Below are 26579 nucleotides of genomic sequence, written 5' to 3'. Positions count from 1 at the left end.
CTTAGTTCAGGTACTGCGTAATGTCGACAATGCGCCCTTCCACAGCCGTAATGGCCGCTACCAGCGGCGAGGCCAGCAACGTGCGGGCGCCGGGCCCCTGCCGGCCCTCGAAGTTGCGGTTGGACGTTGAAACGCAGTAAGCGCCGGCCGGGATTTTGTCGTCGTTCATGGCGAGGCAGGCGCTGCAACCGGGTTCGCGCAGCTCGAAGCCCGCTTCGGCCAGCACTTTATCCAGCCCTTCTTCAATGGCCTGTTTCTCAACTTGTTTCGAGCCGGGCACAATAATCGCTTCTACGTGCTCGGCCTTGTGCTTGCCTTTCACATACGCTGCCACCGTCCGCAGATCCTCGATGCGCGAGTTGGTGCAGCTCCCGATGAACACGTAGTTGATCTCTTTGCCCAGCAACGATTCGCCAGGCGCGAAACCCATGTATTTCAAGGACTTATCAAAGCTAACTGTTTCGCCTTCCGTTACTTGCGAAGGAATGTTGGCGTTGAGCGCGATGCCCATACCGGGGTTGGTACCGTAGGTGATCATCGGCGTGATGGCCTGGGCCTCGAACCGAACCTCTGCATCAAACTCGGCGTCTTCGTCGGAATACAGGGTTTGCCAGTAGGCCACCGCCTGCTCCCACTGCTCGCCCTGCGGCGCGTAACGACGGCCTTTCAGGTAGGCAAACGTGGTTTCGTCGGGGGCGATGAGGCCGCCGCGGGCCCCCATCTCGATGCTCATGTTGCAGACCGTCATGCGGCCTTCCATGCTCAGCGCGCGGATGGCGCTGCCTGCATACTCCACGAAGTAGCCCGTGGCTCCGCCCGTGCCCAGCTGCGATATTACGTAGAGAATCAGATCTTTAGCCGAAACACCAGCCTTCAGCTCTCCTTCCACCGTGATGCGCATGCGCTTGGGCCGGCTAATCAGCAAGCACTGCGAAGCCATTACCTGCGTCACTTGGCTGGTACCGATGCCAAAAGCAATGGCGCCAAAAGCGCCATGAGTAGAAGTGTGGCTGTCGCCGCACACGATGGTCATGCCGGGTTGGGTAATGCCCAACTCCGGCCCGATGACGTGCACAATACCTTGGTATTCATGGCCTAAGCCAAATAACTCCACGCCAAACTTGGCGCAGTTTTCGGTCAATTTATCGACTTGCGAGCGCGAAAGCGGGTCCTGAATGGGCAGGTGCTGGTTGCGCGTGGGCACGTTGTGGTCGGCGGTGGCCACAATCTGGTCGGCGTGGTACAAGGGCAAGCCGCGGGCGGTCAGCTCGTCAAACGCTTGCGGGCTAGTGACCTCGTGGATGAGGTGCCGGTCGATATAAAACACCTCCAGGCCGCCCGGAATGGCTTTCACCACGTGGGCGTCCCAGATTTTGTCAACTAAGGATTTGGCCATGTTTAGTTTGCCGCTACCAGGTTTTCTTGTTCAACTAATATGTGCAGGTCGCTGTCGACCACTTCTTTCTGACGGTCGGCAAGTTGCAGAAAAGACGCGTAGGCTTTGTTCAGCACCTGCTTGTCGAAATCGTACCCAATCTTTTGGAGGCGATAGGCCAGCGCCGCCCGCCCGGAACGGGCCGTGAGCACAATCGAGGAATTCGAAACGCCCACCTCGCGCGGGTCGATGATTTCGTAGGTTTCGCGGTTCTTGATGACGCCGTCTTGGTGGATGCCGCTGGAGTGCGAAAAGGCGTTGGAGCCCACAATGGCCTTGTTGGGCTGCACGGGCATGCCCATCATTTGCGACACCATGGCAGAAGTTTCGGCCAGCAATTGCGTGTTGATGTTGGTGCGCAGATTCAGGTACGGATGCTGGCGCAGAATCATGACCACTTCTTCCAGCGCCGTGTTGCCGGCCCGCTCGCCTACCCCGTTGATGGTGCACTCAATCTGGCGGGCGCCGTTCTGCACGCCGGCAATGGAGTTGGCCGTAGCCAAGCCCAAGTCGTTGTGGCAATGCGTTGACAGACAGACGTTTTCAATGCCGCGCACGTTTTCACGAAGAAACTTGATTTTGGCGCCGTATTCGTCAGGCAGACAATAACCGGTCGTATCCGGAATGTTGAGCACCGTTGCGCCGGCCTTAATAGCGGCCTCGCAGACGCGGGCCAGATACTCGTTTTCGGTGCGTCCGGCGTCTTCGGCATAAAACTCCACGTCTTCCACAAAGGACTTGGCCAGTTTCACGGCCGCGATGGCGCGCTCCAGCACTTGCTCCTGGGTGCTGCACAGCTTGTGCGTGATGTGCGACTCGGAAGTACCAATGCCGGTATGAATGCGCGGATAACGCGCCAGTTTCAGGGCTTCACCGGCCACGCGAATGTCGTTTTCCACGGCCCTTGAAAGGCCGCACACGGTAGCTTCGCGCGTTTGGGCGGCGATGGCCTGCACAGCGGCAAAATCGCCGGGGCTCGACACCGGAAAACCCGCTTCGATTACGTCCACGCCGAGCAGCTCGAGCTGCCGGGCAATGACCAGTTTCTCGTCGCGGTTGAGCTTGCAGCCGGGCACTTGTTCGCCGTCGCGCAGGGTGGTATCGAAGATTTGGATTTTCTGAGTTGCCATGAGATGTGTCTTCTTTCAGCCAAATGCTGATTGCAAGTACACCGACAATGCCTCTCCCAGAAAATTACTTTTCGGCAAGCCTACTATTTCTAATGGCCGCTTCTATATTTATAACTAATTGATTATAAAATACTTATGCAAGTTAAAAATACGATATCTAACGGTATAATTGCGGTATTTAATAGGATTCCCTTACACCAATAAGCTCAGGAAATCGGGCTTGCCGTTGAGGTATTCGTAGGCAAAACCTTCGGCCAGCATGCGCTGCTGAATGCCCTGAATTTCGTGCGGACGCTTGACTTCGATGCCGATAAAGACCGGGCCTTTTTCCTTGTTATTCTTCTTAATGTATTGGAAATGAATGATATCGTCGTCGGGGTGCAGCACCTTGTTGACGAAGCTGCGCAAGGCACCGGGCCGCTGGTTGAAGGTCACCATGAAGTAGTGCTTTAGCCCCTGGTGCTGCATGGCGCGCTCCTTGATATCTTCCATGCGGGTGATGTCGTTGTTGGAGCCACTGACCACGCACACGACATTTTTGCCTTTGATTTCGTCGGCGTATTGGTGTAAGGCTGAAATACTTAGCGTACCAGCCGGCTCGAGCACGATGCCTTCCTCGTTGTACATCTTGAGCAAATCTTCGCAGACTTGGCCTTCGGGCACCAGCACCACGTCGTCGAGCAGTTGGCGGCACAGCTCGAAGGTCAGCTCGCCGGGGCACTTCACGGCTGCCCCATCCACGAAGCTTTCGATCTGGTCGAGGGCCTGCCGCTGCCCATTCTGAATGGAGCGCTGCATCGACGGCGCGCCCAACGGCTGCACCCCAATGAGCTTGGTATGCGGGCTCAGCTGCCGAAACACGCTGCCCACCCCCGAAGCCAGTCCGCCGCCCCCGATGGGCATAAAGCAGTAGTCAATCGAGACCGGTGCGGCCTTCAGGATTTCCAGCCCGACCGTGGCTTGGCCTTCCACAATCGCCAGATCGTCAAAGGGATGCACAAACGTACTGCCGCGCTCGTCGCAGAATGCTTTGGCAGCTTTGAAGGTATCGTCGAAGGTGTTGCCGGTGAGCATCACCTCAACTTTGTCCTTCCCAAACAAGCGCACTTTGTTTACTTTCTGGGCCGGCGTGTTGGCCGGCATAAATATGTAGCCCTTCAGCCCCAGCAGTTGGCAGGCGTAGGCCACGCCTTGCGCGTGGTTGCCGGCGCTGGCGCACACCACGTCCTGAGCGCCTTGCTCCTGCGTCAGCGTCGAAATCTTGTTGTAGGCCCCCCTGATTTTGTAAGAGCGCACCACCTGCAAGTCTTCGCGCTTGAGGTAAATCGTGGCGCCGTAGGCTTGCGAAAGCCCCAGGTTTTGCTGCAACAGCGTTTTATAAATCACGCCTTTTAGGTTGCGCGCTGCCTGCTCTACGTTGGCCAGCGAAACCACTGGGGCTGAAGTAACTACATCATTTTCCATTTGGCCAGGTTTGACGGCGAAGGCTATAAACCAAGCTCCCCTCCTTGTGTGAGGAGGGGAGCATTTTAGCACCTGCCTTTATTTCTCTTGTGTCGAAAGCGCGTAGCCTTCTTGGTTTTCAGTTTTTGCGGTTGCTTTGGAACGCAGCTCGCGAACGGTCGCGCCCGTCTGCCACAGCTCCGAATCGCGTACTTCTTTCAACTCTGCTTCTAACTCCTTGCGGTAGTTTGGCGTAGAGCCGCGCTGGATGGTGCGCTCGGCTTCTTTGCCCGAGGCTACGCTGTCGTATAACTCGTTGATTACGGGCAAGGTAGCATCGCGGAAGCGGCCTTTCCAGTCGAGGGCGCCGCGCTGGGCGGTTACCGAGCAATTGCTAAACATCCAGTCCATGCCGTTTTCGCCTACCAGTGGCACGAGGCTCTGGGTGAGCTCTTCCACCGTTTCGTTGAAGGCCTCCGAAGGCGAGTGCCCGCGTTGGCGCAGCACTTGGTATTGGGCCTCGATGATGCCGGCCAAAGCGCCCATCAGCACGCCGCGCTCGCCGGTCAGGTCGCTGTACACCTCTTTTTTGAAATCGGTTTCGAACAGATACCCCGAGCCTACGCCGATGCCCAGCGCGATGGCTTTCTCGTACGCATCACCCGTAGCATCCTGATACACAGCGAACGACGAGTTCAGGCCGCCGCCGGCCACAAACAGGCGACGCAGGCTGGTGCCGCTGCCTTTCGGGGCTACCAAGATCACGTCCACGTCGGCGGGCGGGATAATGTTGGTTTGGTCGTTGAACGTGATACCGAAGCCATGCGAGAAATACAGCGTTTTGCCCGCCGTCAGCTTGCCTTTTAGCGTTGGCCACAGCGCGATTTGGCCCGCATCCGACAGCAGGTTGCAAATGATGGTGCCGCGCTCAGCCGCTTCTTCGATCGAGAACAGCGTTTCGCCTTCCACCCAGCCGTCGTGCAACGCCCGCTCCCACGAAGGCGAATCCTGGCGCTGCCCCACAATTACGTTGAAGCCGTTGTCGCGCAGATTCAGTGCCTGGCCGGGGCCTTGCACGCCGTACCCAATCACCGCGATTACTTCGTTTTTCAGGAAAGCCTGCGCCTTAACCAGCGGATATTCGTCGCGGGTGATGACGGTTTCGTCTACGCCGCCAAAGTTGATCGTTGCCATGTTGTTAGGATTGGGTTTAGGGTTGAATTTTAAATGTTTTATTATCAAGCATTTACATCGTAAACACTTTGTCTCGGCTGTTGAGGTATTCGTTCTCGATGACTTCCGAGCTAGGCTCGGTGCGCTCAAACTCGCGCAGCTTGCGGTTGAAGCCGTCGCTGTGCTTGATGATGGCGATGCGGGCGCTGCGCACAAACTCGATCAGGCCGTAGGGTTGCAGCACCTTGATCAGGGCGTCGGTTTCCTCGCGGTGGCCAGTGGTTTCAAACACCGTATAATCCTTGCGGATGACCACGGCGCGGGCGCCATTTTCGCGCAGCAAGCGCTCTACGGAAGCTTTTTCGGCGATCACGTCGGTAGGGACTTTGTACAGGGCCATTTCCTGCCAGATCACCTCTTGGTTGGTGTTGTAATACACCTTCAGCACTTCCACCTGCTTCTCAATCTGCTTGGCGATTTTGCGCACGACTTCCTCCGTTTCGTGAATCACAATGTTGAAGCGGTGAATGCCGTCGATCTCGGAAGGCGACGTGTTCAGGCTCTCAATATTGATTTTGCGGCGGGAGAAAATGATGGCAATGCGGTTCAAAAGCCCGATCTGATTCTCGGTGTAAGCCGTGATGTTATATTCTTGGCGGTCAATTACTTGCGGATCGCTCATGGCTACTTTTTAATTTTGAGTTGCACGTCCTGCTGAGCTTGCCTTTTTTGGCTTTTATCGCAGCCGAATCTCGCTCACGCTACAGCCCTGCGGCACCATCGGGAAGATGTTGTTCTCTTTGGTCACCATCACCTCCAGCAAGAAAGAGCCGGGATGCGCCAGCATCTCCTGTAGCGCCGTTTGCAGCTCGCCGCGCTCGGTTACCCGCTTGCCGGCGATGCCGTAGCCGCTGGCCACGGTCACGTAATCGGGGCTGGCGATGTCGACGAAGGAATAGCGTCGGTCGTTGAACAGCTCCTGCCACTGCCGTACCATGCCCAAAAATTGGTTGTTGAGAATCATGATTTTCACATCGACGCCCGTCTGCATGATGGTGCCCAGCTCCTGAATCGTCATCTGGAAACCACCGTCACCGATGACGGCTACCACCGTGCTGTTCGGCGCCCCAAACTTGGCCCCAATGGCGGCGGGCAGCGCGAAGCCCATCGTGCCCAAGCCGCCGCTGGTGATGTTGCTGCGCGAGCGGTTGAACCGGGCATACCGGCAGGCTACCATCTGGTGCTGGCCCACGTCGGTCACCACAATGGCCTCACCCTGAGTTAGTTCGTTGAGTTGCTGAATGACTTCACCCATTGTCAGCTCTTCCGAAGTCGGGAACAGCTCCTCCTGAATAACGGCCGCTACCTCCTGCGTCTGGTAATCTTCGAAGCGCTGACGCCACTCAGCATGTGTTTTATTATCAACTAGCTGGGTAAGCAACGGCAACGTTTCCTTACAATCGCCCCACACCGGCACAGTGGCCGTTACGTTCTTGTCGATTTCGGTGGGGTCAATGTCGAGGTGGACAACCTTAGCCTGCTTGGCATATTTGTCGAGGCGGCCCGTGACGCGGTCGTCGAAGCGCATCCCGATGGCAATCAGCACGTCGCATTCGTTGGTAAGCACGTTGGGACCGTAATTGCCGTGCATGCCCAACATGCCCACGTTCAGGGGGTGATCGGTGGGCAGCGCACCGGCTCCCAGAATGGTCCAGGCGGCCGGAATGCCGCTTTTCTCGATAAATTCTTTGAATTCCTGCTCTGCCTTCCCCAGGATTACGCCCTGCCCCCAGAGCACAAACGGCCGCTGGGCCTGGTTGATGAGCGCCGCCGCCTGCTCGATGTATTCGGGCCGCACAATGGGCTTGGGGCGGTAGCTCCGGATGTGGTTGCAAGGCGTATAGCCGTTGTACTCAAACTTTTGCTGCTGCGCGTTTTTGGTGATGTCAATCAGCACCGGGCCGGGCCGGCCGCTGCGGGCGATGTAAAACGCTTTGGCCAGCACCTCCGGGATTTCCTCGGCGTTGGTGATCTGATAATTCCACTTGGTGATGGGCGTGGTGATGTTGAGGATGTCCGTTTCCTGAAAGGCATCTGTGCCCAACAAGTGCGCGAACACCTGGCCCGTGATGCACACCAGCGGCGTGCTATCAATCAGAGCATCAGCCAGTCCCGTAACCAGATTGGTAGCACCGGGGCCGCTGGTAGCAAACACTACGCCGACCCGACCCGACGCCCGCGCGAAGCCTTGTGCCGCATGGATGCCGCCCTGCTCGTGCCGCACGAGCACGTGGTTGAGCTGCTCTTTGAAGTCATACAGCGCATCGTAGATGGGAATAATTGCCCCACCCGGATAGCCGAAAATGGTGTCCACGTCCTCGGCCAGCAGCGCGCGCAAGGTTGCTTCGGCGCCGGAAATGGTCGTGGTAACTTGTTCACGCAAGGCTTGCGCTGGCTGCTCTTTCGTTAACATAGTCCTCTTCTAAATCGGTGATACACCCGTGACTTGCATCGCTTACCGTGCGGATATACTTTAGCAATACCCCCTGCTTCACATTGGCTGGGGGCCGCTGCCACTCGCTCCGGCGCAGCTGCATAACTGCTTCATCTACTTGCACTTGTATGGTATTGGCAGCGGCATCCAACACAATCAAATCGCCGTCTTCTACTAGGGCGATGGGCCCACCGTCGTAGGCTTCCGGGCAGACGTGCCCGATCACGAAGCCGTGGGTGCCGCCGGAGAAACGGCCGTCGGTGATCAGGGCCACTTTGTCGCCCAGGCCGGCCCCGATGATGGCCGAAGTCGGCTTCAGCATCTCGGGCATGCCCGGCCCGCCTTTCGGTCCCACATAGCGAATGACGACGACGTGGCCCGGCTTGATCTTTTGCTGAATGATGCCTTCGTTCAGCTCTTCTTCCGAGTTGAAGACCACGGCCGGACCTTCAAACTTGACGCCCTCTTTGCCCGTGATTTTGGCCACTGCGCCTTTCGGAGCGAGGTTGCCGTACAGAATCTGGATGTGGCCATCTACTTTGATGGGGTTGGAAAGCGGGCGAAGCAAATCCTGCTCCGAGCCGAGTGGTTGTACATCGGCCAGGTTTTCGGCTACCGTTTGGGCCGTGACGGTCAGTAAGTTGCCGTTCAGCAAGCCTTCGTTGAGCAAGGTTTTCATCACGGCCGGCACCCCACCCAGCGCCGACAGATCTTCCATCAGGTACTTGCCGCTGGGCTTCAAGTCGGCCAGCACCGGCACACGGTTGCTGACGGCCTGAAAATCTTCCATCGTGAGCTTCACGCCGGCCGCGTGGGCAATGGCAATGAGGTGCAGCACAGCGTTCGTAGAACCACCTAATACTGTGATCATTACGAGCGCATTTTCAAAGGCTTCGCGCACCAGAATGTCGCGGGGCTTGATGTCTTTTTCGAGCAACAGGCGTAGGTAAGCGCCCGCATCGAGGCATTCCTGCGTTTTCTCGGCGCTCACGGCCGGCGACGACGACGAAAACGGCACCGACATACCCAGCATCTCGATGGCCGCGGCCATGGTGTTGGCCGTGTACATGCCTCCGCACGCGCCGGGACCGGGGCAGGCATTGTGAATGATGCCTTTGTAATCTTCGTCCGAAATCTGGCCCTGCAATTTCTTGCCGTACGCCTCAAAACACGATACGATGTTGAGCTGCTGACCCTTAAACGTGCCGCCCTTGATCGTGCCACCATACACCATCAGCGACGGCCGGTTGAGCCGCGCCATGGCGATGAGCGCCCCGGGCATGTTTTTGTCGCACCCCATTACGCAGGCCAGCGCGTCATAATTGTGTGCCCCGGCCATGGCCTCAATCGAATCGGCAATTATTTCTCTGGAAACCAGCGAAAAGCGCATACCGGCCGTACCGTTGGTGATGCCATCGCTTACACCAATGGTGTTAAAGCGCAGTCCCACAAGCCCTTGCGCCGTCACGCCCAGCTTCACCTGATCGGCCAGGCCGTTGAGGTGCATGTTGCAGGTGTTGCCTTCGAAACCCGTAGAGCAGATGCCCACGAAAGGCTTGCGCAAATCTTCATCCGACAAGCCCGAGCCGATGAGCATGGCCTGCGAGGCGGGCAGGCTGTCGTCTTGGGTGTAGATGCGGCTGTATTTGTTGAGGGCCATGGTCTGGTAGAGGCGCGTTGCACGCGCCCGTGCATTGTTGTCTGTGAGTGATTGAAAGAATTGTAGCTACGGCCTCACGCCTGCCGTTCGGCCAGCGGGCGCGAGCGGAGCGCCCCCGCGCCCGTTACCAGCGCCTGGTACTGCTCGGCCAGCATTGCTCCCAGCGTTTCTTTGAAAGGTTTCGCAAACGATTCACCATCAACCGATTCCACCCCCACTACTTCGGCGGCCGTGCCCGTCATGAAAGCGCCGGTAGCGCCCTGCAACTCGGCTGGCCGGAAGAACTTTTCGTGCACCGTGATGCCGGCTTCGCGGGCCAGATCAATGATGGTATTGCGGGTAATGCCGCGCAGAATGCTGCCCGCTGGCGCCGTAAACAGTTCGCCGTTCTTTTCGAAGAAAAAGTTAGCGCCCGGTCCTTCGGCCACGAAGCCGTTCATGTCGAGCAGCAAGGCCTCGTCGTAGCCACGGTTTTTGGCTTCGGTGCTGGCAATGATGGAGTTGACGTAGTGGCCCGCTACCTTGGCCTCGATGGGCACCGCCTTGGGGTTGGGGCGCTCGTAAGGCGAAACGGTCAGGCGCAGGCACTGGTCGCCGAGGTACTTGCCCCAGTCCCACACCGCAATGAGTAAGTTGCTGGTTGTGGGGCACTTAAGGCTCATGTTGGGCGTACCAGCATACACCAAGGGCCGGATGTAGGCGTCGGTCAGGTTGTTTTTTTCGAGCAACTCGTACGTGATTTCGGTCATTTCCTCAACCGAGTATGACAGCGGTAACCCAATCACCCGACACGAATACTGCAGCCGCTCGAAGTGTTCCTGTGCTTTAAAAATCTGCGTGCCTTGTGGCGTATTGTAGGCGCGGATGCCTTCAAAAACTGCGTATCCGTAGTGTAGCGACTGGGCGTACACCCCGCACGTAGCCTGGTCGGCCTGCACAAATTCTCCGTCCAGAAAAGCGACTGTGTTACTCTTGAAATACATGGTGGAAAGCGTTAAAAGTCAGCAGAGTGCATCAAAAAGCCTTCCTGAGCGCGAGGCTTAGAAAGGCTGATTCTTGGGTAAGTAAGAAGCGATCCTTTCAGCCCGCGGGCAGAGGAGTAATGACTTTAATGACGAGCAGAATCGAGAGGATCATGGGCTGAGAAAAGGATTGCGGAAGCGCTGAGTATAGGCCGTCTAACGCTGCCTTTGGGGAGATCAGTAGGAAGGAAATCATGGCCGCCGCAATAATCAACCTCCGCTTCCTGTTACCTTGCAGGCGGTGTGCCAAGCAAGTTCAGAAGCATTTGGCAGCGTTACTCGGAGTGCCATGTGTGGCATTTTTGCCTGAATGCTTAGCACAAGTACAGCTTCAAGGCGCAGCTACAAAAACTTTTTTTTGGTTTGCCTACTATTTCTAATTGCGATTTCAGTGTTGATAAAATATTGATAATCAAACACTTAATAAGCAGCAGAATACAATGCCCAACGAAAGCATTGATCCGGTTTTTCAGTTAATTAAATCGCTGACGCGCTCCGAAAAGCGGCATTTCAGGCTGTTTACCAACCGCCAGGGATCCAACGAGGGTCTAAAGTTTCTGCAGCTTTTCGATACGCTTGATCAAATGGAGCGCTACGACGAGGAGCGCATCTTGGTGCAGGTGCCCGCCATCAAAAAGGTGCAGCTGGCCAACCTGAAAGCCAACCTTTACCGGCAGATGCTCGCCAGTTTGCGCCTCTACCACGCCGGCCAAAACCTGGATATTCAACTGCACGAGCAGCTCGATTACGCCCGCGTGCTCTACAACCGTGGGCTTTACCAACAGAGCCTCAAGATGTTGGAGCGCGTGAAGGTGGCTGCCCAACAAGCCGAAATGCCGCACGTAGCGCTGCTGGCCCTCGACTTTGAGAAGCTGATCGAGTCGCAGTACATCACGCGCAGCCTGCGGGGCAAGGCGGATCTGCTGTCGGAAGAAGCCGTCGAAACGGTGGCGCACGTGGCGCAGGAGCATGCGCTTTCTAACCTGGCGCTGCGCATGTACGGGCTGTACTTGAAGATTGGCCACGCGCGCAACCAGCATGATTTTGACCGCATTACGGAGTTCTTCTTAACGGCACTCGACAAAATTGACCTGAGCAATCCGGGCTTTTATGAGAAACTGTACTACTACCAGGCGCAGGTGTGGTATTCCACGATCACGCACAACTTCCGGGCGTGCTTCCGCTACGCGCAGAAATGGGTTGACCTGTTTGAGCAGCACCCAACCATGCGCGAGCAACAAACTATGCTCTACATCAAAGGCCTGCACAACCTGCTGATCTCGCTCTATAACATGCTGTATTACAGCAAGTTTATGGAAGTACTGAAGAAGCTGGAGGACTTTGCCGCCGATCCGGAGCGGCGCACCAATCCGAATACGGAAATGTTGCTTTTCCTTTACATCTACACCAACCGCATCAATTCCTACTTTCTGCGGGGGCGGTTTACGGAGGGGCTCACGATCATTCCGCCGCTGCTCGAAAACCTCGACCGCTTCCAGGTGCAGCTCGACTCGCACCGGCGGCTGGTGTTTTACTACAAGATTGCGAGCCTCTACTTTGGCAGCGGCCACTACAACAAGGCCATCGAATACCTCACCAAAGTCATTCAGTACAAAGACGTTAGCCTACGCGAAGATATTCAGTGCTTTGCGCGCATCCTCAACCTGATTGCCCACTACGAAGCCGGTCGCGATGAGGTGCTGGAATACCAGATCAAGTCGGTGTACCGCTTTTTGGGCAAAATGAACGACCAGCAGCAGATGCAGGTCGCGATTTTTCAGTTTCTGCGCCGCGTCGGCGACATTGCCCCCGACCAGCTGAAAGAGGCCTTTGCGCAGCTTAAAGAAGAACTGATTCGCATTGCGGCCAACCCGTTTGAGCGGCGCCCCTTTCTCTACCTCGATATCATTTCGTGGCTCGAAAGCAAAATCGAAAACGTGTCGGTGCAGGAAATAATGCAGCGTAAGTTTCTGCAAATGAAGTAGATAGCAAAACAAGTTCCTGCGGAGCGAGACCTCCAACGGTGCAGGTTGGGGCGGCGCCCCGCGGGAACTTTGGCAAGGCTTCTTAACAAGCTGAGCAAGGATTTCCGCCGTTTATTTGCGGTTCGTGGGTTTGTGGTTGCATCTTCAACGTCGCTTCTCCGCCCACTGGAGTCGGACCTGGCCAGAATATGCCAAAACGAAGGCTGCAACAGCTTAAAGAACAAACATTTGATTATCAAGCATATACAATGAAAGTAAGAAAGGCAGTGATTACCGCGGCAGCCCGTGGCGCGCGTTTGTATCCGGTGGCGGATACCATTCAGAAAGCCTTGCTTCCCGTAATCGACGTCGACGGCTTGCACAAGCCCGTGATTCAGATTGTGGCAGAAGAAGCCTTCAGCAGCGGCATCGAGGAGCTGTGCGTAGTGTGCGCTCCCGGCGACGGCGAGCGCTACACTGCGGCCTTTACTTCGCTGCGCGATAACCTGTTGAAGTCTTACCAAGACATTGATTGGGCGAAAGAAGAAGCCGAAAAAATCGACCATCTCCTGAGCCGATTGCAGTTTGCGGAGCAGCGCGAAGCACTTGGCTACGGCCACGCCGTGTATTGCGCCCGCGAGTTTGTAGGCGACGAGCCGTTTCTGCTCCTACTCGGCGATTACCTCTACGTTTCGGATTTGCCGGGGCAGTGTTGCGCGGCCCAACTGCTTGCGCTCGCAGCGCAGGAAGAATGCGCGGTGTCGGCCGTCAACCCCACTATTGAGCACCAAATCGGCCGGTACGGCACGCTTACGGGCAAGCACTTGCCCAGCCAAGTAGGTATCTATCAGATAGATAAGATCATTGAAAAACCTTCGTTGAGCACCGCCGAGTTGGAGCTGCAAACGCCAGGCTTACGGGCCGGCTATTACCTGTGCTTTTTCGGCATGCATGTGCTGACACCGGCCATTTTCGACATTCTACAGAAGCACTTGGCGCAAGGAGGCGCGAACGTGTTGCTAACGCCAGCCTTGCAAGAGCTCGCCGAAACGGAAAAATACTTGGCTTTGGAAGTGAAAGGCACCCGCTACGACCTAAGCCGCAAACACGGCCTGTTGCGCGCCCAAATTGCCCTTGGCCTGGCCGGCGAAGCCCACGACGAAACCCTGACCACCATGGTCGAGCTGCTGGCCGAAGCCAACAACCGCAAAGCAAAATAACCGGATTATCTCCTTGCTTCCCCTGCTTTGCTTCTGCTCAGCAGGTGCAGCTCCAACCCCGGAAACCCTATCTAATGAATGTTTTTGTAGAAACTATAGTCGCTACGGAGCCGGCCAAACGCAACCGCTCGTTTTACGAGCTCAGCCGCGGGCTGTCGGCGAAAGATCTGTTGCAGCACCTGCGCGAGCTTGATCAGTTTCGGAAGGCCACGCCCAATCTGTACGATAAGGTTCGGGCGATCCTGTTTCTCTACGCCGGTTTTCGCTTCTTCTTGACCGAGTCGAAAGACGTACCGGCCGTGGGCAAAATTCCGTACGCCGGTTTCGAGGATTTGCTGGCCCGGCGCTTTGAGCACGCCATCAGCACGTTCTTGGGCGAGCTAGACGCGCACGGCCCCAACGCTACGTTGTTCAGCGCTTTGGCCGATAGCTACCACCATTTGTCGTTCCAAATTCTGGCCGACCAAGTGCGCAAAAGCGTGCGTTCCAGCAAGGGCAACCAGTGGATGTTCCGCGTGGGACACCAAGAAGAACATCCGATTCGCATTCACCCGGCACTGTTGCAGCGCACCGACAGCTCCCTGTTCTACCCCATTCTGCACGAGCACACCTCCGTGCGTATGGACCTGACGCACAGCGGCTGGTCGGATATTTTCTTTCTGGGCATGGATTATCCGGAAGGCGCCCGCGTGATCAATCTGTCGATTGATTTGGGCGTTTTCGGCCGCGACAAGGACATTCTGCCGCCGCTGCACGCCTACGTACGCGTCATTCCGGACCCCGTGCTGCGCCTGACCAGCATCGACCTGAACACCACCAAGGACGTGCACGATTTGGCCGACCTGTTCAACTTCGGCAACGACTACCTGAGCTTGGTGAAAGCCGGCGTGATCGCTTCGGGCCTGATTCCGCCTTCCTTCGAAGGCACCAACCAGTCGTTGCCCGATATTTTGGCGCGCATCGTGGCACCGGGCATGGGCATTGAATTGGTTACCAAGGTCAACGACATTCCGAAGGGCTCGCGCTTCGCGGTTTCTACCAACCTGCTCGGCTCGATTATTAGCCTGCTGATGCGCGCCACCGGCCAGACCAAAAACCTGACCGGCGGCCTCGACGAAAGCGAGCGCCGATTAGTGGCGTCGCGCGCCATTCTGGGCGAATGGATCGGCGGCTCAGGCGGCGGCTGGCAGGATTCGGGCGGTGTGTGGCCAGGCATCAAGGCCATCCAGGGCACGTTTGCGCAGGAAGGCGATCCGGAGTTCAACATCAGCCGGGGCACGCTGCTGCCGCGCCACCGCGTGCTGGAAGGCGAAGAAGTGCACCCCGAAATCGGCGAGAAAATCATGAATTCGCTGGTGCTGATGCACGGCGGCATGGCGTCCAACGTCGGCCCCATTCTGGAGATGGTGACGGAAAAATACTTGCTCCGCGGCGAGCAGGAAACGCAGGCCCGGCAGCAAACCAACGAGATCTTCGACAACATCCTGGCGGCCATTAAAGAAGGCGACGTTCAGAAATTGGGCGCCAACACGGCCCGCAACTTCGCCGGCCCCATCAAAACCATAATCCCTTGGGCGTCAACGTATTTCACGGAGCAAATTATCGCCCGCGCCAAGAAGGAATTCGGTTCCGACTACTACGGTTTCCTGATGCTGGGCGGCATGTCGGGTGGCGGCATGGGCATGTTCGTGAATCCTGCGCGCTACGAGGAGTACAAGCTGCGGGTGCTGGAACTACTGCGCAGTACCAAGCAGGAACTATCTGATTCTCTGCCCTTTGCTATGGAGCCGGTGGTGTACAATTGGCGCATCAACCCGAAAGGCTCGTGGGGCACGCTGCACCAAGGCAACGAGGCGCTGATGCCGGAGCAATATTACGCCATCCATGTGTCGCAATTGGTGAAGCACGACCCAGAGACGATTTCTTACATCCGCCGGGCCGAAATTGACTTTTTCACCACGTATTGCGAGCAGAACAACCTGGCCTACCCGCTGCTGCGCACCATCGTCAGCAACCTGTTCAAGGTGTCGGACCCCACGGCACAGGGCAACCGCAGCGTCGAAAACGAGAAGGCCGACCGCATCAAGCGCGAAAATGGCTTCGACTACATTCAGCACGAAGACATCCGCGAGGAACTGCAAAAAGGTCGCATCGGCTTGTCGCGCAACCGCTTAGCCGCCGAAACTTCCATCGAAGACGTGCAGCCCGCAGACATCACCCAACTCTCTGACACACAACAATATACCCAATCAGGCGAAGCCGCAATCCGGGCCGGCAAAGTAGCCGTGATGAGCCTAGCCGCCGGCGTGGGCAGCCGCTGGACCAAAGGTGCGGGCGTGATCAAAGCGCTCAACCCGTTTGTGGAAATCAACGGCGTGCACCGCAGCTTTTTGGAGATTCATTTGGCCAAAACGCGGCGCGTGGCTGAGCACTACCAAACCGACATTCCGCACGTGGTGGCTACCAGCTACCTCACCCACGAGCCCATCCGTAAGCAGCTGGCGCACACCCGGAATTATGGTTACGGCGGCAAGGTTTTCCTGTCGGCAGGCCGCTCCATTGGGCAGCGTTTTGTGCCCACAGAGCGCGATTTGCGCTTTATGTGGGAAGAAATGCCGCAGGAAACGCTCGACGAAAACAAGCAGAAAGTCCGCGATGCCGTGCGCAGCAGCATGATCAACTGGGCCAAGGCGAAGGGCGAAGGCACCGACTACGTGGATAACATTGCCGCTCAGCGATTTTCGCCGCTGGGGCACTGGTACGAGGTGTCCAATTTGCTGCGCAACGGTACGCTGGCTCAGCTCCTGCGCGAGCAGCCGCAGGTCGAAACCATCATGCTGCACAACATCGACACGCTGGGCGCGGATGTGCACGCGGCCGTGCTGGGCTACCATTTGGCTTCTGGCAACGCCCTGACTTTCGAAGTAGTACCGCGCCGCATCGAGGACCGTGGCGGCGGATTGGCGCGCGTCAATGGCCATGTTCGGCTACTGGAAGGCCTCGCCCAGCCCCGCGAAGAAGACGAGCTGGCCCTGAGCTACTACAACTCCATGACCACCTGGATTCAGGTCGATCCGCTGCTGAGGCTGTTTGGCCTGAGCCGCCAAGATGTGCAAAATGGCGACGAGGCACTGCTGGCCAAAGCCGTGCGCAGCGTGGCCCAGCGCATCCCTACATACGTCACGATCAAAGATGTGAAATACCGCTGGGGCCACGGCCAGGAGGATATTTACCCCGTCGCGCAGATCGAAAAGCTGTGGAGCGATATGTCGGCCCTCCCCGACGTGAAATGCGGCTATGTGGTCGTGCCGCGCAGCCGCGGTCAGCAGATGAAGGATCCCGCTCAACTTGATTCGTGGGTAACGGATGGCAGCAAAGATTACGTCGTTTCGCTGGGCACTTTTGAATAATTTATGCTCTAACATCTTATAAAACAGCGTCCAAAAGCTTCGGTTTTTGGACGCTGTTTTGCTTTTCAAGCATTCCGATAGGATGAAATTGATGCTGTTTTTATAATAGCTGCGCTCATCGCTACAACTTTTTTCAAAAATTTTCTTGCATCCTAAGCGATTATTTACCAACAAAATACCCACTGATCGCAAACGATTGATGTTTAATTACAACATGTTGATTATCAATGTGTTATTTCATTTTAATTAATAGCTATTTTCTCGTGGATTCTTCGCTGTAAAAGCCTTTTATGCTAAGCCCGAATCTTATACGCGTTTGTTTTTATCAAAAAGCTTAGTTTACATTTGCTGCATCAATTCTTTCTGATCAAAGAGTTGTTTTTATACAGAGGCGTGGAGAGACAGGCTCGACGAAGCGCCGGCAACCAACCGATACCCATCGGGAACGGTGCCAAGTCCTGATCATATAAAAACAAGTTACCGTGGCTACTGTCTCCAACCTCCGCGCCTCCTTTGCCAACCTCGTTGCTGTACAGCATGGGTGTTGTTGCATGGCGCGCCCAGCCACCTGTATGGCTGCGGCTAGCATGGGTTGCTGAAGCGTAGTCCCCTTCTCTTTTCCCTTTCCTGCGGTTGCCTGATCAACGGTAACTCCCCCTCGCCGGCAGCCTTCCAGCACCGGGCTCTATCGTCGCAGACATAGGCTTCCCGGTTTGCGGCAATCTGTGCGCCAGCCACCTCTCTTCTCTGCCTTTCCGTTCGGAAAAATCCTATTTCACTCCTCTCATGCAAGTAGCACTCGAAGGGCTGGTCGAAGACCTGCGCCACCGTTTGGCTGGGCAATCCGTGACGGACACGTTGGAGCTCATCGCCGACCATTTTCCTGATAAAGTCGCTTTCTCGACCTCCTTTGGCCTAGAAGACCAGATTCTTACCCACCTGATTTTCAGCCACAACCTGCCCATTCGGGTGTTTACGCTCGATACGGGCCGCAATTTCCAGGAGACCTATTCTACCTGGAACAAGACGCTATTGCGCTACCAAAAGCCCATTGAAGTATATGCGCCACAGCGCGAAAGCATCGAGCAATTGGTTCAGCAAAAAGGCCCCAATAGCTTCTACGAGAGCATCGAAGCCCGCAAAGAGTGCTGCCACATCCGCAAAGTCGAGCCGCTGGGCCGCGCCTTGGCCGGGCAGCGCGTGTGGCTGACCGGCATTCGGGCCGAGCAATCGCCGAACCGGCAAAACATGCACGCCGTGGAGTGGGATGCCGGGCACCAGCTCATCAAAGTACACCCGCTGTTCGACTGGACCTGGGACGAAGCCTGGGAGTACGTGCGCGAACACAGCATCCCATTCAACCCGCTGCACCAGCAAGGCTTCGTCAGCATTGGGTGCGCGCCCTGCACCCGCGCCATCAAGCCGGGCGAGGATTTTCGGGCCGGCCGCTGGTGGTGGGAAGAACAGGCCGCCAAAGAGTGCGGCCTGCACAGCACCGCCGCCCACGAAGGCCGCGACCCAGTAGTCGAAAAACTGCTTGCTTAAGCACCTGCCACCGTTATCTCATTCGCCAAATCGGCCCCTACCTGGGCAGACCCATAGTACTGATTATGAGCACAATTCATCTCGACTACTTAGACCGCCTCGAAGCAGAAGCCATTCACATTCTGCGGGAAGTCGCCGGCCAATTTGAACGACCCGCCCTGCTGTTTTCGGGTGGCAAAGATTCGATTGCCTTAACTCGCTTGGCCGAAAAAGCCTTCCGGCCGGGCAAGTTTCCTTTCCCGCTGGTGCACATCGACACGGGTCATAACTTCCCCGAGGTGCTGGCTTTCCGCGATCAGCTGGCCGCGAGCCTGGGCGAAAAATTGATCGTTCGCAGCGTGGAAGACACCATTAAGCAGCGCGGCCTGCGCGAGCCCGGCGGCAAGTTTCCGAGCCGTAATCCCTTGCAAACCTACACGTTGCTCGACGTGATCGAAGAGTTTGAGTTTGACGCCTGCATCGGCGGGGCGCGCCGCGACGAAGAAAAAGCACGGGCGAAAGAGCGCATTTTCAGCGTACGCGACGAGTTCGGTCAGTGGGACCCGCGCCGGCAACGTCCGGAGCTCTGGAACATCTACAACGGCCGCATCCAGAAGGGCGAAAACGTGCGCGTGTTCCCCATTTCCAACTGGACCGAGTTGGACGTGTGGAATTATATCCAGCGCGAAAAAATCGAGCTGCCCAACATCTATTTCGCACACGAGCGCACATGCGTAGTGCTGCCCAGCGGCCAATTGCTGGGCCTTACCGAGCACCTGCGCCTCGACGACACCGACGAAATCGTGAGCCGCCGCGTGCGCTTCCGTACTGTGGGCGACTCGACCTGCACTGCCGCCGTGGAAAGCGAAGCCGACACTGTGGACGACATCATCCTGGATTTGCTGCAAGCCAAAGTGAGCGAGCGCGGCGCCACCCGCCTCGACGACACCATCTCGGAGACCGGCATGGAAGATCGCAAGCGCAACGGCTATTTCTAAGTAATTAATTATCAATTACTTAGAAATAAGATTAAACTTATTTTTCCCGACTAATTGCGCCCCGGCGCAGCCCCCATACTCCCATGGACTTACTCCGATTCATCACCTGCGGCAGCGTCGACGACGGCAAAAGCACCCTTATCGGCCGCCTGCTCTACGATAGCGATTCGGTGTCGCTGGACGTGCTGGCGACGTTGGAAAAACGCCAAACCAGCACCGGCAACGTGGATCTGGCGCTGCTCACCGACGGCCTGAAGGCCGAGCGCGAGCAGGGCATTACCATCGACGTAGCCCATAAATACTTCACCACGCCGCGCCGCAAATTCATCATTACCGACGCGCCGGGCCACGTGCAATACACCCGCAACATGGTCACGGGCGCCTCAAACGCCGACCTCGCCATCGTACTCGTCGATGCGCGTCAGGGCGTGGTGGAGCAGACGCGCCGGCATACGCTGGTGGCCGCGCTGCTCGGCATTCGGCACTTTGTGCTGGCCGTAAATAAAATGGACTTGGTCGGCCACGATGAGGCTGTGTTTCAACAGATTGTCGCCGATTACGCCGCCATTGCCGACCACCTCAAGCTGCCCCACATCGTGGCTATTCCGGTGAGCGCGCTGCACGGCGACAACATCGTGAAGCGGTCGCGCAAGCTGTCGTGGTACAAGGGGCCAAGCCTGCTGGAACACTTGGAAAGCGTGCCTTCTACGGCGGATGCCAACCCGCATGAGCCGCGTTTTCAGGTGCAATACGTGATCCGGCCGCAGACCGAAGAGCTGCACGATTACCGCGGCTACGCGGGCCGTATTCAGAGCGGCACGTACCGCAAAGGCGACCGCGTCAAGATCCTGCCTTCGGGCCTGGAATCGGTGATTGAGGCGCTGGAAGTAAGCCAGCAGGAAGTAGAAGCGGCCGTGGCTCCGCAAGCCGTAGTGATTCGGCTGCGCGACGACGTGGACGTGAGCCGCGGCGACTCCATTGTAGTGGCCGATCACGCCCCTACTACCACTCGCAACCTCGAAGCGACGCTTTGCTGGATGGATGAGCGCCCACTCCAGCCCGGTCGCAAGCTGCTGGTCCAACATCATTCGGCCGTGGTAAAGGCTTCTGTATCAGCCATCCTGAGCAAAACCAACATTCAGACCTACGCCCATTCGGCCGCCGAATCGGCCCAGCTCAACGACATCGTGCGGGTGCAAATCAAGACCGCCGTGCCCATAGTAGCCGACTCTTACCTCAACAACCGGACCGCCGGCGCCTTCATTCTGGTGGATGAACTCACCGGCGATACGCTCGCCGCCGGCCTAATCGAATCGTCTTAATCAGCTCATTCACAAGGTTTTATATTCTTTTCCATTATGCCTGCAAATCCGCACATCTTACCACGCCTCACGGTAGTCGGGGCTGGCCCCGGCGACCCAGAGCTGCTCACGCTCAAGGGCGCGCGCACACTGGCCGAAGCCGACGTAGTGCTCTACGATGCGCTGGTTAGCGACGACCTGTTTGCCTTGGTGCGGCCGCAAGCGCTGCGGGTGTTTGTGGGCAAACGCCGGGGGTATCAGGCTTACTCTCAGGAAGAAACGAATGCGCTGATTGTGAAATACGCTCGGCAATACGGGCACGTCGTACGGCTGAAGGGTGGTGATCCATTTGTGTTTGGGCGGGGCCGCGAAGAGATGCTCTACGCTGAGCAACATGGCTTGGCTACGGCTTATGTTCCGGGCATCAGCAGCGCGGTAGCGGCGGCGGGCAGCGTAGGCATTCCGGTTACGCACCGGGGCTTAAGCGAAGGCTTTCAGGTGATTACGGCCACCACTGCCAGCGGCGAACTTTCTACCGCTGTCGTGGAAGCCGCCCGCTCGCGCACGACCACCATCATTCTGATGGGCTTGAGCCGATTGCCCGAAATCACCCGCCTGTTTTGCCACTATGGCAGCGCCCATATGCCCGCCGCCGTGATTCAGAACGGCACGCTCCCCGACGCCCGCCTCGTGACGGGCACAGTAGCCACCCTCGCCGACAAAGCCGAAGCCGCCGGCGTGGGCGCTCCGGCCATCATCGTGATCGGCGAAGTAGTGGCTTTGGCCACCGCTACGCCCCTGTCGGTAGTGGAATTTGCCACGGCAGCCATTCAATACGCAGAAGTAGCTTAGCACATAATCAATTGTCTATCAATTGATTATAAAAATACTATCGTATGTCACTTTCGCAAGGTCCTACGCTCCCCATAGGCTTCGATGAAGCTACACTCCAGCAGTTTTCCGGCGGGCTGAACACTCAGCAACTTTTGTGGTTGAGCGGCTATTTCTACGGTCGCTATGCTGCGGGCACGGGTGAAGTCGCTCCGCAGGCTGCTCCGACAACTGCCTCAGCCTCTGCTACTTCTGTTACTATTTTGTTTGGTTCGCAGACCGGCAACAGCCAGAAAGTAGCCAAGCTTGCGGCCGAAGCCGCACGGAAGCGGGGCTTGCTAGTGGAGGTGAAAGACATGAATGAATACGCCCCGCGCGCGCTGGTCCAAGAACGGCTGTTGCTCGTGGTGGTGAGCACCCAAGGCGAAGGCGACCCGCCCATAGCGGCCGAAGAAGTGCGCACGTTCCTGCTGGGGAAGCGTGCCCCGCAGCTGCCGGACCTGCGCTACTCGGTGCTGGCCCTGGGCGATAAAAGCTACCTGCAATTCTGCCAGACCGGCAAAGAATTTGACCAGCGTCTGGCCGAGCTTGGCGCCCAGCGCCTGCTGGAGCGCGTCGACTGCGACGTGGACTACCACACGGCCGCCGAGCAGTGGATTGAAGCCGTGCTTGAAAAGATAACCGGTGCCACAACCACCAGTTCACCAGCCACTTCCACTGCCAACGCGATCGTAAAACCAGAGCCTGTTACGCCGGTGTATTCTCGCCAAAATCCGTGGGAAGCTCGGATTCTGGAAAGCATTCAGCTCAACGGCCGCGGCTCTTCGAAAGAAACCTATCACCTGGAGTTGGATCTGACGGGGTCGGCACTGCACTACGAACCTGGCGACGCGCTGGCCGTGCTGCCGACCAACGAAGACCCGCTGGTAGAAGAAGTACTGCGGGCGGCGCGCCTCAGCGACACGGCGCCGGTGCAGCTCGAAAACGAGGCCTTGCCCCTGGCCGCCGCTTTGGCCAGCCGACGCGAGCTCACTGTGCTCACCCGCGACGTGGTGGAACGCTACGCAACGCTGGCGCCCTATGCACAGCTTCAGGAGCTACTCGCTGATACCCAGCAGCTTCGTCCCTATCTCTACGGCCGCGACGTGGCCGACTTGCTGACCGATTTTCCGACTGATATCACGGCGCAGACGCTTGTCGAGACCCTGCGGCCGCTGCCGAGCCGGGCCTATTCAATCGCCTCCAGCCTGCTGGCGCACCCCGATGAAGTGCACCTCACGGTAGGCGCATTGCGCTACGATGCCCACGGCCGCCGCAAGCACGGCGCCTGCTCGTCCTTCCTCGCCGACCGCGTGGGCCTCGACGACTCGGTGCGGGTGTTTGTGGAGCGCAACGAATACTTCAAGCTCCCGACTGATTCGGCCACCGACATTATCATGGTGGGAGCCGGCACGGGCGTGGCTCCGTTCCGAGCTTTCGTGGAGGAACGCGTGGAGTTGGGCGCTGCGGGTCGCAATTGGCTGCTGTTTGGCAACCCCAATTTTACTACCGACTTTCTGTACCAGGCAGAGTGGTTGCAACACCACAAGAAGGGTGCGTTGACCAAGCTGGATGTCGCTTTCTCTCGCGACCAGGCCGAAAAACGCTACGTGCAGCACGCCATCCTAGAAAACGCCCGCGATGTGTTTGGCTGGCTCGAAAACGGCGCGCATTTCTACGTCTGCGGCAACAAAGACCGCTTGGGCAGTGCCGTCCAACACGCCCTTACCGAAGTGGTGCAGCGCGAGGCCGGCCTCGATGCGGAAGGCGCCAGCGAATACCTACGGGCCCTGAAAAAGCAGCGTCGCTACCTCGAAGACGTGTATTAAGCCTCTTACAACCACCTGTCAATCATGATGTTATGTATTTCTCCGAGGCGATGTTGTAGCAGAAAATAGCTGCGTGCCTCGTACGGGCCATTACTGGCCTGGTGCGGCTCCAAAGCAGCTTCGCGTGAAGGCTCAGCTTTACGCCTCAACCGAACCGTCGTCTACCGGACGGTTACTTCCCTGCAAGCCCCTTAGAAATACAACTCCTTGGTAATGAAGCAGTATTACGCATCTTTTTGGTTGCTCCTACTCCTGCTGTTGGTTAGCGCAGTATCGGCAATGGCGCAAGATCCCATCATTGCCATCAGCGGTACCGTGCGGGAAAACGGCACCCAACAGGCGCTGCCAGGCGTGAGCATCAGCGTGAAAGGCAGCACGACCGGCACCCTGACCGATGGCAGCGGCAAGTTTGCCCTGAAAGCCCGCCTGCGCTTCCCGTTTACGCTGGTATTCAACATGTTGGGCTACGATGCCAAGGAGTTGGAGATTTCCAGCGGGAGCCAGCCCATTGCCGTGGTACTCGAATCGCGCGCCATCTGGACCAACGAGGTGGTCGTGTCGGCGTCGCGGGTGGAGGAAAGCCGGTTGAAGTCGCCGGTGGCGATTGAAAAGCTGGACATCCGGGCCATCAAAGAAACGCCCGCACCAAGCTTCTACGACGCGCTGGAAAACGTGAAGGGCGTGCAGATGACGACGTCAAGTTTGACCTTTAAAGTGCCCAATACCAGGGGTTTCAACATTCCGAACAACTTCCGTTTCATGCAGCTCGTCGACGGCGTGGACATGCAGGCGGCCACGCTGGGCGTGCCGCTGGGCAACGCCATCGGGCCGACGGAACTCGACATTGCCAGCGTGGAAATCACGCCCGGCGCGGCCTCGGCGCTTTACGGCATGAACGCCATCAACGGCATGGCCAACTTGACTACCAAAAGTCCCTTCACCTACCAGGGCCTGAGCGTGTACCAGAAAGTCGGCGTCAACCACGTCGATGGCCGCGACCGCGACCCGAGCGCCCTGACCGAGTCGGCGGTGCGCTACGCCCAAGTGATTAAGAACAAATTCGCTTTCAAGCTGAATTTCAGCTATTTGCAAGGCACTGATTGGCTGTCGAATACCCAAACCGACCAGAACCCGCAAAACCTGAACTCGGCCAACCCCCGCTTTCCAGCGCTTTCCGGTGCCAATAACCCGGCCGCTGACCTGTGGAACCGCTACGGCGACGACCGCAGCGGCAACGTGCCGGTAGCCATTCAATACAACGGCAAAACCGAAACCTTCAATGTGCGCCGCACGGGCTATTACGAGCGTGATCTCATTTCGCCCACCGTGCGCAACCTGAAGTTCGATGGGGGCTTGTTTTACAAGCTCACCGACAAGCTGGAACTGTCCTACAGCTACCGCTACGGCCTGATGGACGGCATTTTTCAGCGCGGCAACAAGATTCAGCTCAAGGACGTGACGGTGCAGAACCACAAGCTGGAATTGCGCGGAGCCGACTATTACATCCGCAGCTACGTGCTTGTCGAGAATACCGGTAAATCTTACAACCTCAACCCGTTAGCTACTAATCTCGATCTCAACAACGGCTCGAACAGCGTGTGGGGCGGCAGGTTTCAGAAGGAATTGCAATCCCAAATTAACAGCGGCACCGACTTGGCCACTGCCATGCAGCGCGCCCGCGCCCTAGCCGACCAAGGCCGCGCCGAACCGGGTACAGCCGCGTTCGAGCAACTCAAAAACACCATCACCGGCATCAACAACTGGGACATTGCCGTGAACGTGCCCGGCGCACCGGTTACCGGCGGCGCGGCCCTGTGGCAGCGCAGCCGCACATATCACACTGAAGGTCAATGGAATCTGGGACCACGCGTGAAGTGGGCCGATGTGGTGCTGGGCGCCGATGCCCGCGTGTACGAGGTAATTCCGGATGGCAACAACTTCGTGGACTTCTCGAAGCCCCTCTCCGACCGCACCACGCCCGGCGGCAACAATCAGTATTACAAGAAGTTCGGGGGATTTGCGCAGGCCACTAAGCTATTCTTTGCCGACCGCCTCAAGCTGAATGCCTCTCTGCGCGTGGACTATAATCCGGAGTTCAACCCCAAAGTGAACCCGCGCGTGGCGGCCGTGTACACGCTAGCCGAGAAGCACAACTTCCGGGCTTCTTACCAGAACGGCTGGCGCTTCCCGGCATTGTTTGAGGCGCTGTCATTCGTAAACAACGGCAGCGTGCGGCGCGTGGGCGGTCTGGCGCGCGTGAACGAAGGCTTGGGCTTTTTGGAGAACTCCTACACGCTCGTTTCGCTCGACAACTTCACGGCTGCCGTCAACAAAGATGTGGCCGCCGACCCAACTGGCACCACAGCCGAGAAACAAGCTCGCGCCGCCCTGAAAAACCGCGGGATCTTGCAGGTGGCTAACCTGCCCACGATGCAGCCCGAAAACATCAATGCCTTTGAAGTGGGCTACAAGAGCGTGCTTTTTGACAACCACATTGTGCTGGATCTGGACACGTATTACAACGAGTACACCGGCTTTCTGGGACAGGTGGAAGTGGCCGTACCGAAGTCGGGCCCGGTTGGTTCGGATGCCTCGGTGCTCGACATGCTGGCCCGCGCGAAACAGGATCGGTACCGCGTGTACACCAACGCCCGCAACAAATACCGCAGCTACGGGTCGGCGCTGGGCGTGACGTATAATTTCTACCAGAAATACACCGTCTCGGGCAACACCAACTACAACAACATCGCCGCCAACAAAGCGCAGGACGTGTTCATCACCGGCTTCAATACCCCCAAATGGACAACCAACCTGAGCTTCGGCAACCGCGAAATCGTGCGCAACGTGGGTTTCAACGTGGTATGGCGCTGGCAAGATGCTTTCTACTGGGAAAGCCAACTGGCTAACGGCCGAATCCCGGCTTACCAGACCTTGGATGCGCAGGTAAACGTGCGCATACCGAACTTGAAAACGACAGTCAAAGTCGGCGGAGCTAACTTACTGAATAAGAGATACATACAATACGCTGCTGGTCCGACCATTGGCGGTTTGTACTACGTGGCTCTGACGTTTGACAACACGATCATTCGGTAATCCTAGTCAGCTA

17 protein-coding genes and 1 riboswitch are annotated in these 26579 nt (G+C 57.4%); of the genes, 9 read left to right on the top strand and 8 right to left on the bottom strand.

Going from position 1 to position 26579, the window contains the following annotated elements:
- Position 1 precedes the first annotated feature (1 nt).
- The 8 genes from leuC to H9I52_RS08720 all read right to left on the bottom strand — a co-directional run bounded on the left by leuC (position 2) and on the right by H9I52_RS08720 (position 10318).
- On the bottom strand, positions 2-1396 hold the full coding sequence (gene leuC, locus H9I52_RS08755; RefSeq protein ID WP_187453549.1) for a 3-isopropylmalate dehydratase large subunit: 1395 nt from the start codon (positions 1394-1396) through the stop codon (positions 2-4).
- Positions 1397-1398: 2 nt separating this feature from the next.
- Positions 1399-2565, bottom strand: a complete 1167-nt coding sequence (locus tag H9I52_RS08750; protein ID WP_139516995.1) for a 2-isopropylmalate synthase — start codon at positions 2563-2565, stop codon at positions 1399-1401.
- A 192-nt stretch (positions 2566-2757) separates the two neighbouring features.
- On the bottom strand, positions 2758-4029 hold the full coding sequence (ilvA, locus tag H9I52_RS08745; RefSeq protein WP_139516994.1) for a threonine ammonia-lyase IlvA: 1272 nt from the start codon (positions 4027-4029) through the stop codon (positions 2758-2760).
- 78 nt (positions 4030-4107) lie between these two features.
- The gene (gene ilvC, locus H9I52_RS08740) at positions 4108-5202 is read right to left on the bottom strand and encodes a ketol-acid reductoisomerase (protein ID WP_139516993.1); all 1095 of its coding nucleotides are present in this window, start codon (positions 5200-5202) and stop codon (positions 4108-4110) included.
- A 52-nt stretch (positions 5203-5254) separates the two neighbouring features.
- The gene (ilvN, locus tag H9I52_RS08735) at positions 5255-5863 is read right to left on the bottom strand and encodes an acetolactate synthase small subunit (protein ID WP_187453548.1); all 609 of its coding nucleotides are present in this window, start codon (positions 5861-5863) and stop codon (positions 5255-5257) included.
- Positions 5864-5917: 54 nt separating this feature from the next.
- A complete protein-coding gene (ilvB, locus tag H9I52_RS08730) occupies positions 5918-7654 on the bottom strand; it encodes a biosynthetic-type acetolactate synthase large subunit (RefSeq protein WP_187453547.1) in 1737 nt (578 codons plus the stop codon).
- Positions 7617-9335 (bottom strand): dihydroxy-acid dehydratase, encoded by a 1719-nt coding sequence (gene ilvD / locus H9I52_RS08725; protein ID WP_187453546.1) that lies wholly within the window; start codon positions 9333-9335, stop codon positions 7617-7619. The genes ilvB and ilvD overlap by 38 nt, the downstream gene beginning before the upstream one ends.
- A 74-nt stretch (positions 9336-9409) precedes the next feature.
- Positions 9410-10318 carry a branched-chain amino acid transaminase gene (locus H9I52_RS08720; RefSeq protein WP_187453545.1) on the bottom strand — a complete coding sequence of 303 codons (909 nt, stop codon included), beginning with the start codon at positions 10316-10318 and terminating at the stop codon, positions 9410-9412.
- Positions 10319-10797: 479 nt separating this feature from the next.
- On the opposite strand from H9I52_RS08720, the gene H9I52_RS08715 reads away from it, so the two are divergent.
- The 9 genes from H9I52_RS08715 to H9I52_RS08675 all read left to right on the top strand — a co-directional run bounded on the left by H9I52_RS08715 (position 10798) and on the right by H9I52_RS08675 (position 26566).
- The gene (locus tag H9I52_RS08715; RefSeq protein WP_187453544.1) at positions 10798-12342 is read left to right on the top strand and encodes a hypothetical protein; all 1545 of its coding nucleotides are present in this window, start codon (positions 10798-10800) and stop codon (positions 12340-12342) included.
- Positions 12343-12590: 248 nt separating this feature from the next.
- Complete coding sequence (locus H9I52_RS08710; RefSeq protein ID WP_187453543.1) at positions 12591-13541, top strand: sugar phosphate nucleotidyltransferase; 951 nt, start codon at positions 12591-12593, stop codon at positions 13539-13541.
- A gap of 74 nt (positions 13542-13615) precedes the next feature.
- Positions 13616-16951: a UTP--glucose-1-phosphate uridylyltransferase gene (locus H9I52_RS08705; RefSeq protein WP_187453542.1), complete on the top strand. Its 3336-nt coding sequence runs from the start codon at positions 13616-13618 to the stop codon at positions 16949-16951.
- 378 nt (positions 16952-17329) lie between these two features.
- Positions 17330-17424, top strand: a riboswitch (SAM riboswitch).
- Between the two features lie 313 nt (positions 17425-17737).
- On the top strand, positions 17738-18496 hold the full coding sequence (locus tag H9I52_RS08700; protein WP_187453541.1) for a phosphoadenylyl-sulfate reductase: 759 nt from the start codon (positions 17738-17740) through the stop codon (positions 18494-18496).
- Between the two features lie 65 nt (positions 18497-18561).
- The gene (gene cysD, locus H9I52_RS08695; protein ID WP_139516984.1) at positions 18562-19473 is read left to right on the top strand and encodes a sulfate adenylyltransferase subunit CysD; all 912 of its coding nucleotides are present in this window, start codon (positions 18562-18564) and stop codon (positions 19471-19473) included.
- Positions 19474-19556: 83 nt separating this feature from the next.
- Positions 19557-20795 (top strand): sulfate adenylyltransferase subunit 1, encoded by a 1239-nt coding sequence (locus H9I52_RS08690; RefSeq protein WP_187453540.1) that lies wholly within the window; start codon positions 19557-19559, stop codon positions 20793-20795.
- A gap of 36 nt (positions 20796-20831) precedes the next feature.
- The gene (gene cobA, locus H9I52_RS08685) at positions 20832-21626 is read left to right on the top strand and encodes a uroporphyrinogen-III C-methyltransferase (RefSeq protein ID WP_187453539.1); all 795 of its coding nucleotides are present in this window, start codon (positions 20832-20834) and stop codon (positions 21624-21626) included.
- Between the two features lie 44 nt (positions 21627-21670).
- On the top strand, positions 21671-23473 hold the full coding sequence (locus tag H9I52_RS08680; protein WP_187453538.1) for an assimilatory sulfite reductase (NADPH) flavoprotein subunit: 1803 nt from the start codon (positions 21671-21673) through the stop codon (positions 23471-23473).
- A gap of 213 nt (positions 23474-23686) precedes the next feature.
- Positions 23687-26566, top strand: a complete 2880-nt coding sequence (locus tag H9I52_RS08675; protein ID WP_187453537.1) for a TonB-dependent receptor — start codon at positions 23687-23689, stop codon at positions 26564-26566.
- Positions 26567-26579 lie beyond the last annotated feature (13 nt).

The organism is Hymenobacter sp. BT491 (genome assembly GCF_014349165.1).
Taxonomy (GTDB): Bacteria; Bacteroidota; Bacteroidia; order Cytophagales; family Hymenobacteraceae; genus Hymenobacter; species Hymenobacter jejuensis.
Note: the sequence above shows the minus strand (reverse complement) of the source record. Positions and strands in the feature narration are given on the sequence as shown.

Bases quoted from the DNA above. Each gene is read 5' to 3' on its own strand.
- ilvB (WP_187453547.1), bottom strand. From the start codon at position 7,654: ATGTTAACGAAAGAGCAGCCAGCGCAAGCCTTGCGTGAACAAGTTACC.
- H9I52_RS08680 (WP_187453538.1), top strand. From the start codon at position 21,671: ATGTCACTTTCGCAAGGTCCTACGCTCCCCATAGGCTTCGATGAAGCT.
- ilvD (WP_187453546.1), bottom strand. From the start codon at position 9,335: ATGGCCCTCAACAAATACAGCCGCATCTACACCCAAGACGACAGCCTG.
- H9I52_RS08675 (WP_187453537.1), top strand. From the start codon at position 23,687: ATGAAGCAGTATTACGCATCTTTTTGGTTGCTCCTACTCCTGCTGTTG.
- leuC (WP_187453549.1), bottom strand. From the start codon at position 1,396: ATGGCCAAATCCTTAGTTGACAAAATCTGGGACGCCCACGTGGTGAAA.
- cysD (WP_139516984.1), top strand. From the start codon at position 18,562: ATGAGCACAATTCATCTCGACTACTTAGACCGCCTCGAAGCAGAAGCC.
- ilvC (WP_139516993.1), bottom strand. From the start codon at position 5,202: ATGGCAACGATCAACTTTGGCGGCGTAGACGAAACCGTCATCACCCGC.
- H9I52_RS08715 (WP_187453544.1), top strand. From the start codon at position 10,798: ATGCCCAACGAAAGCATTGATCCGGTTTTTCAGTTAATTAAATCGCTG.
- ilvA (WP_139516994.1), bottom strand. From the start codon at position 4,029: ATGGAAAATGATGTAGTTACTTCAGCCCCAGTGGTTTCGCTGGCCAAC.
- H9I52_RS08750 (WP_139516995.1), bottom strand. From the start codon at position 2,565: ATGGCAACTCAGAAAATCCAAATCTTCGATACCACCCTGCGCGACGGC.
- cobA (WP_187453539.1), top strand. From the start codon at position 20,832: ATGCCTGCAAATCCGCACATCTTACCACGCCTCACGGTAGTCGGGGCT.
- ilvN (WP_187453548.1), bottom strand. From the start codon at position 5,863: ATGAGCGATCCGCAAGTAATTGACCGCCAAGAATATAACATCACGGCT.
- H9I52_RS08700 (WP_187453541.1), top strand. From the start codon at position 17,738: ATGCAAGTAGCACTCGAAGGGCTGGTCGAAGACCTGCGCCACCGTTTG.
- H9I52_RS08705 (WP_187453542.1), top strand. From the start codon at position 13,616: ATGAATGTTTTTGTAGAAACTATAGTCGCTACGGAGCCGGCCAAACGC.
- H9I52_RS08690 (WP_187453540.1), top strand. From the start codon at position 19,557: ATGGACTTACTCCGATTCATCACCTGCGGCAGCGTCGACGACGGCAAA.
- H9I52_RS08720 (WP_187453545.1), bottom strand. From the start codon at position 10,318: ATGTATTTCAAGAGTAACACAGTCGCTTTTCTGGACGGAGAATTTGTG.
- H9I52_RS08710 (WP_187453543.1), top strand. From the start codon at position 12,591: ATGAAAGTAAGAAAGGCAGTGATTACCGCGGCAGCCCGTGGCGCGCGT.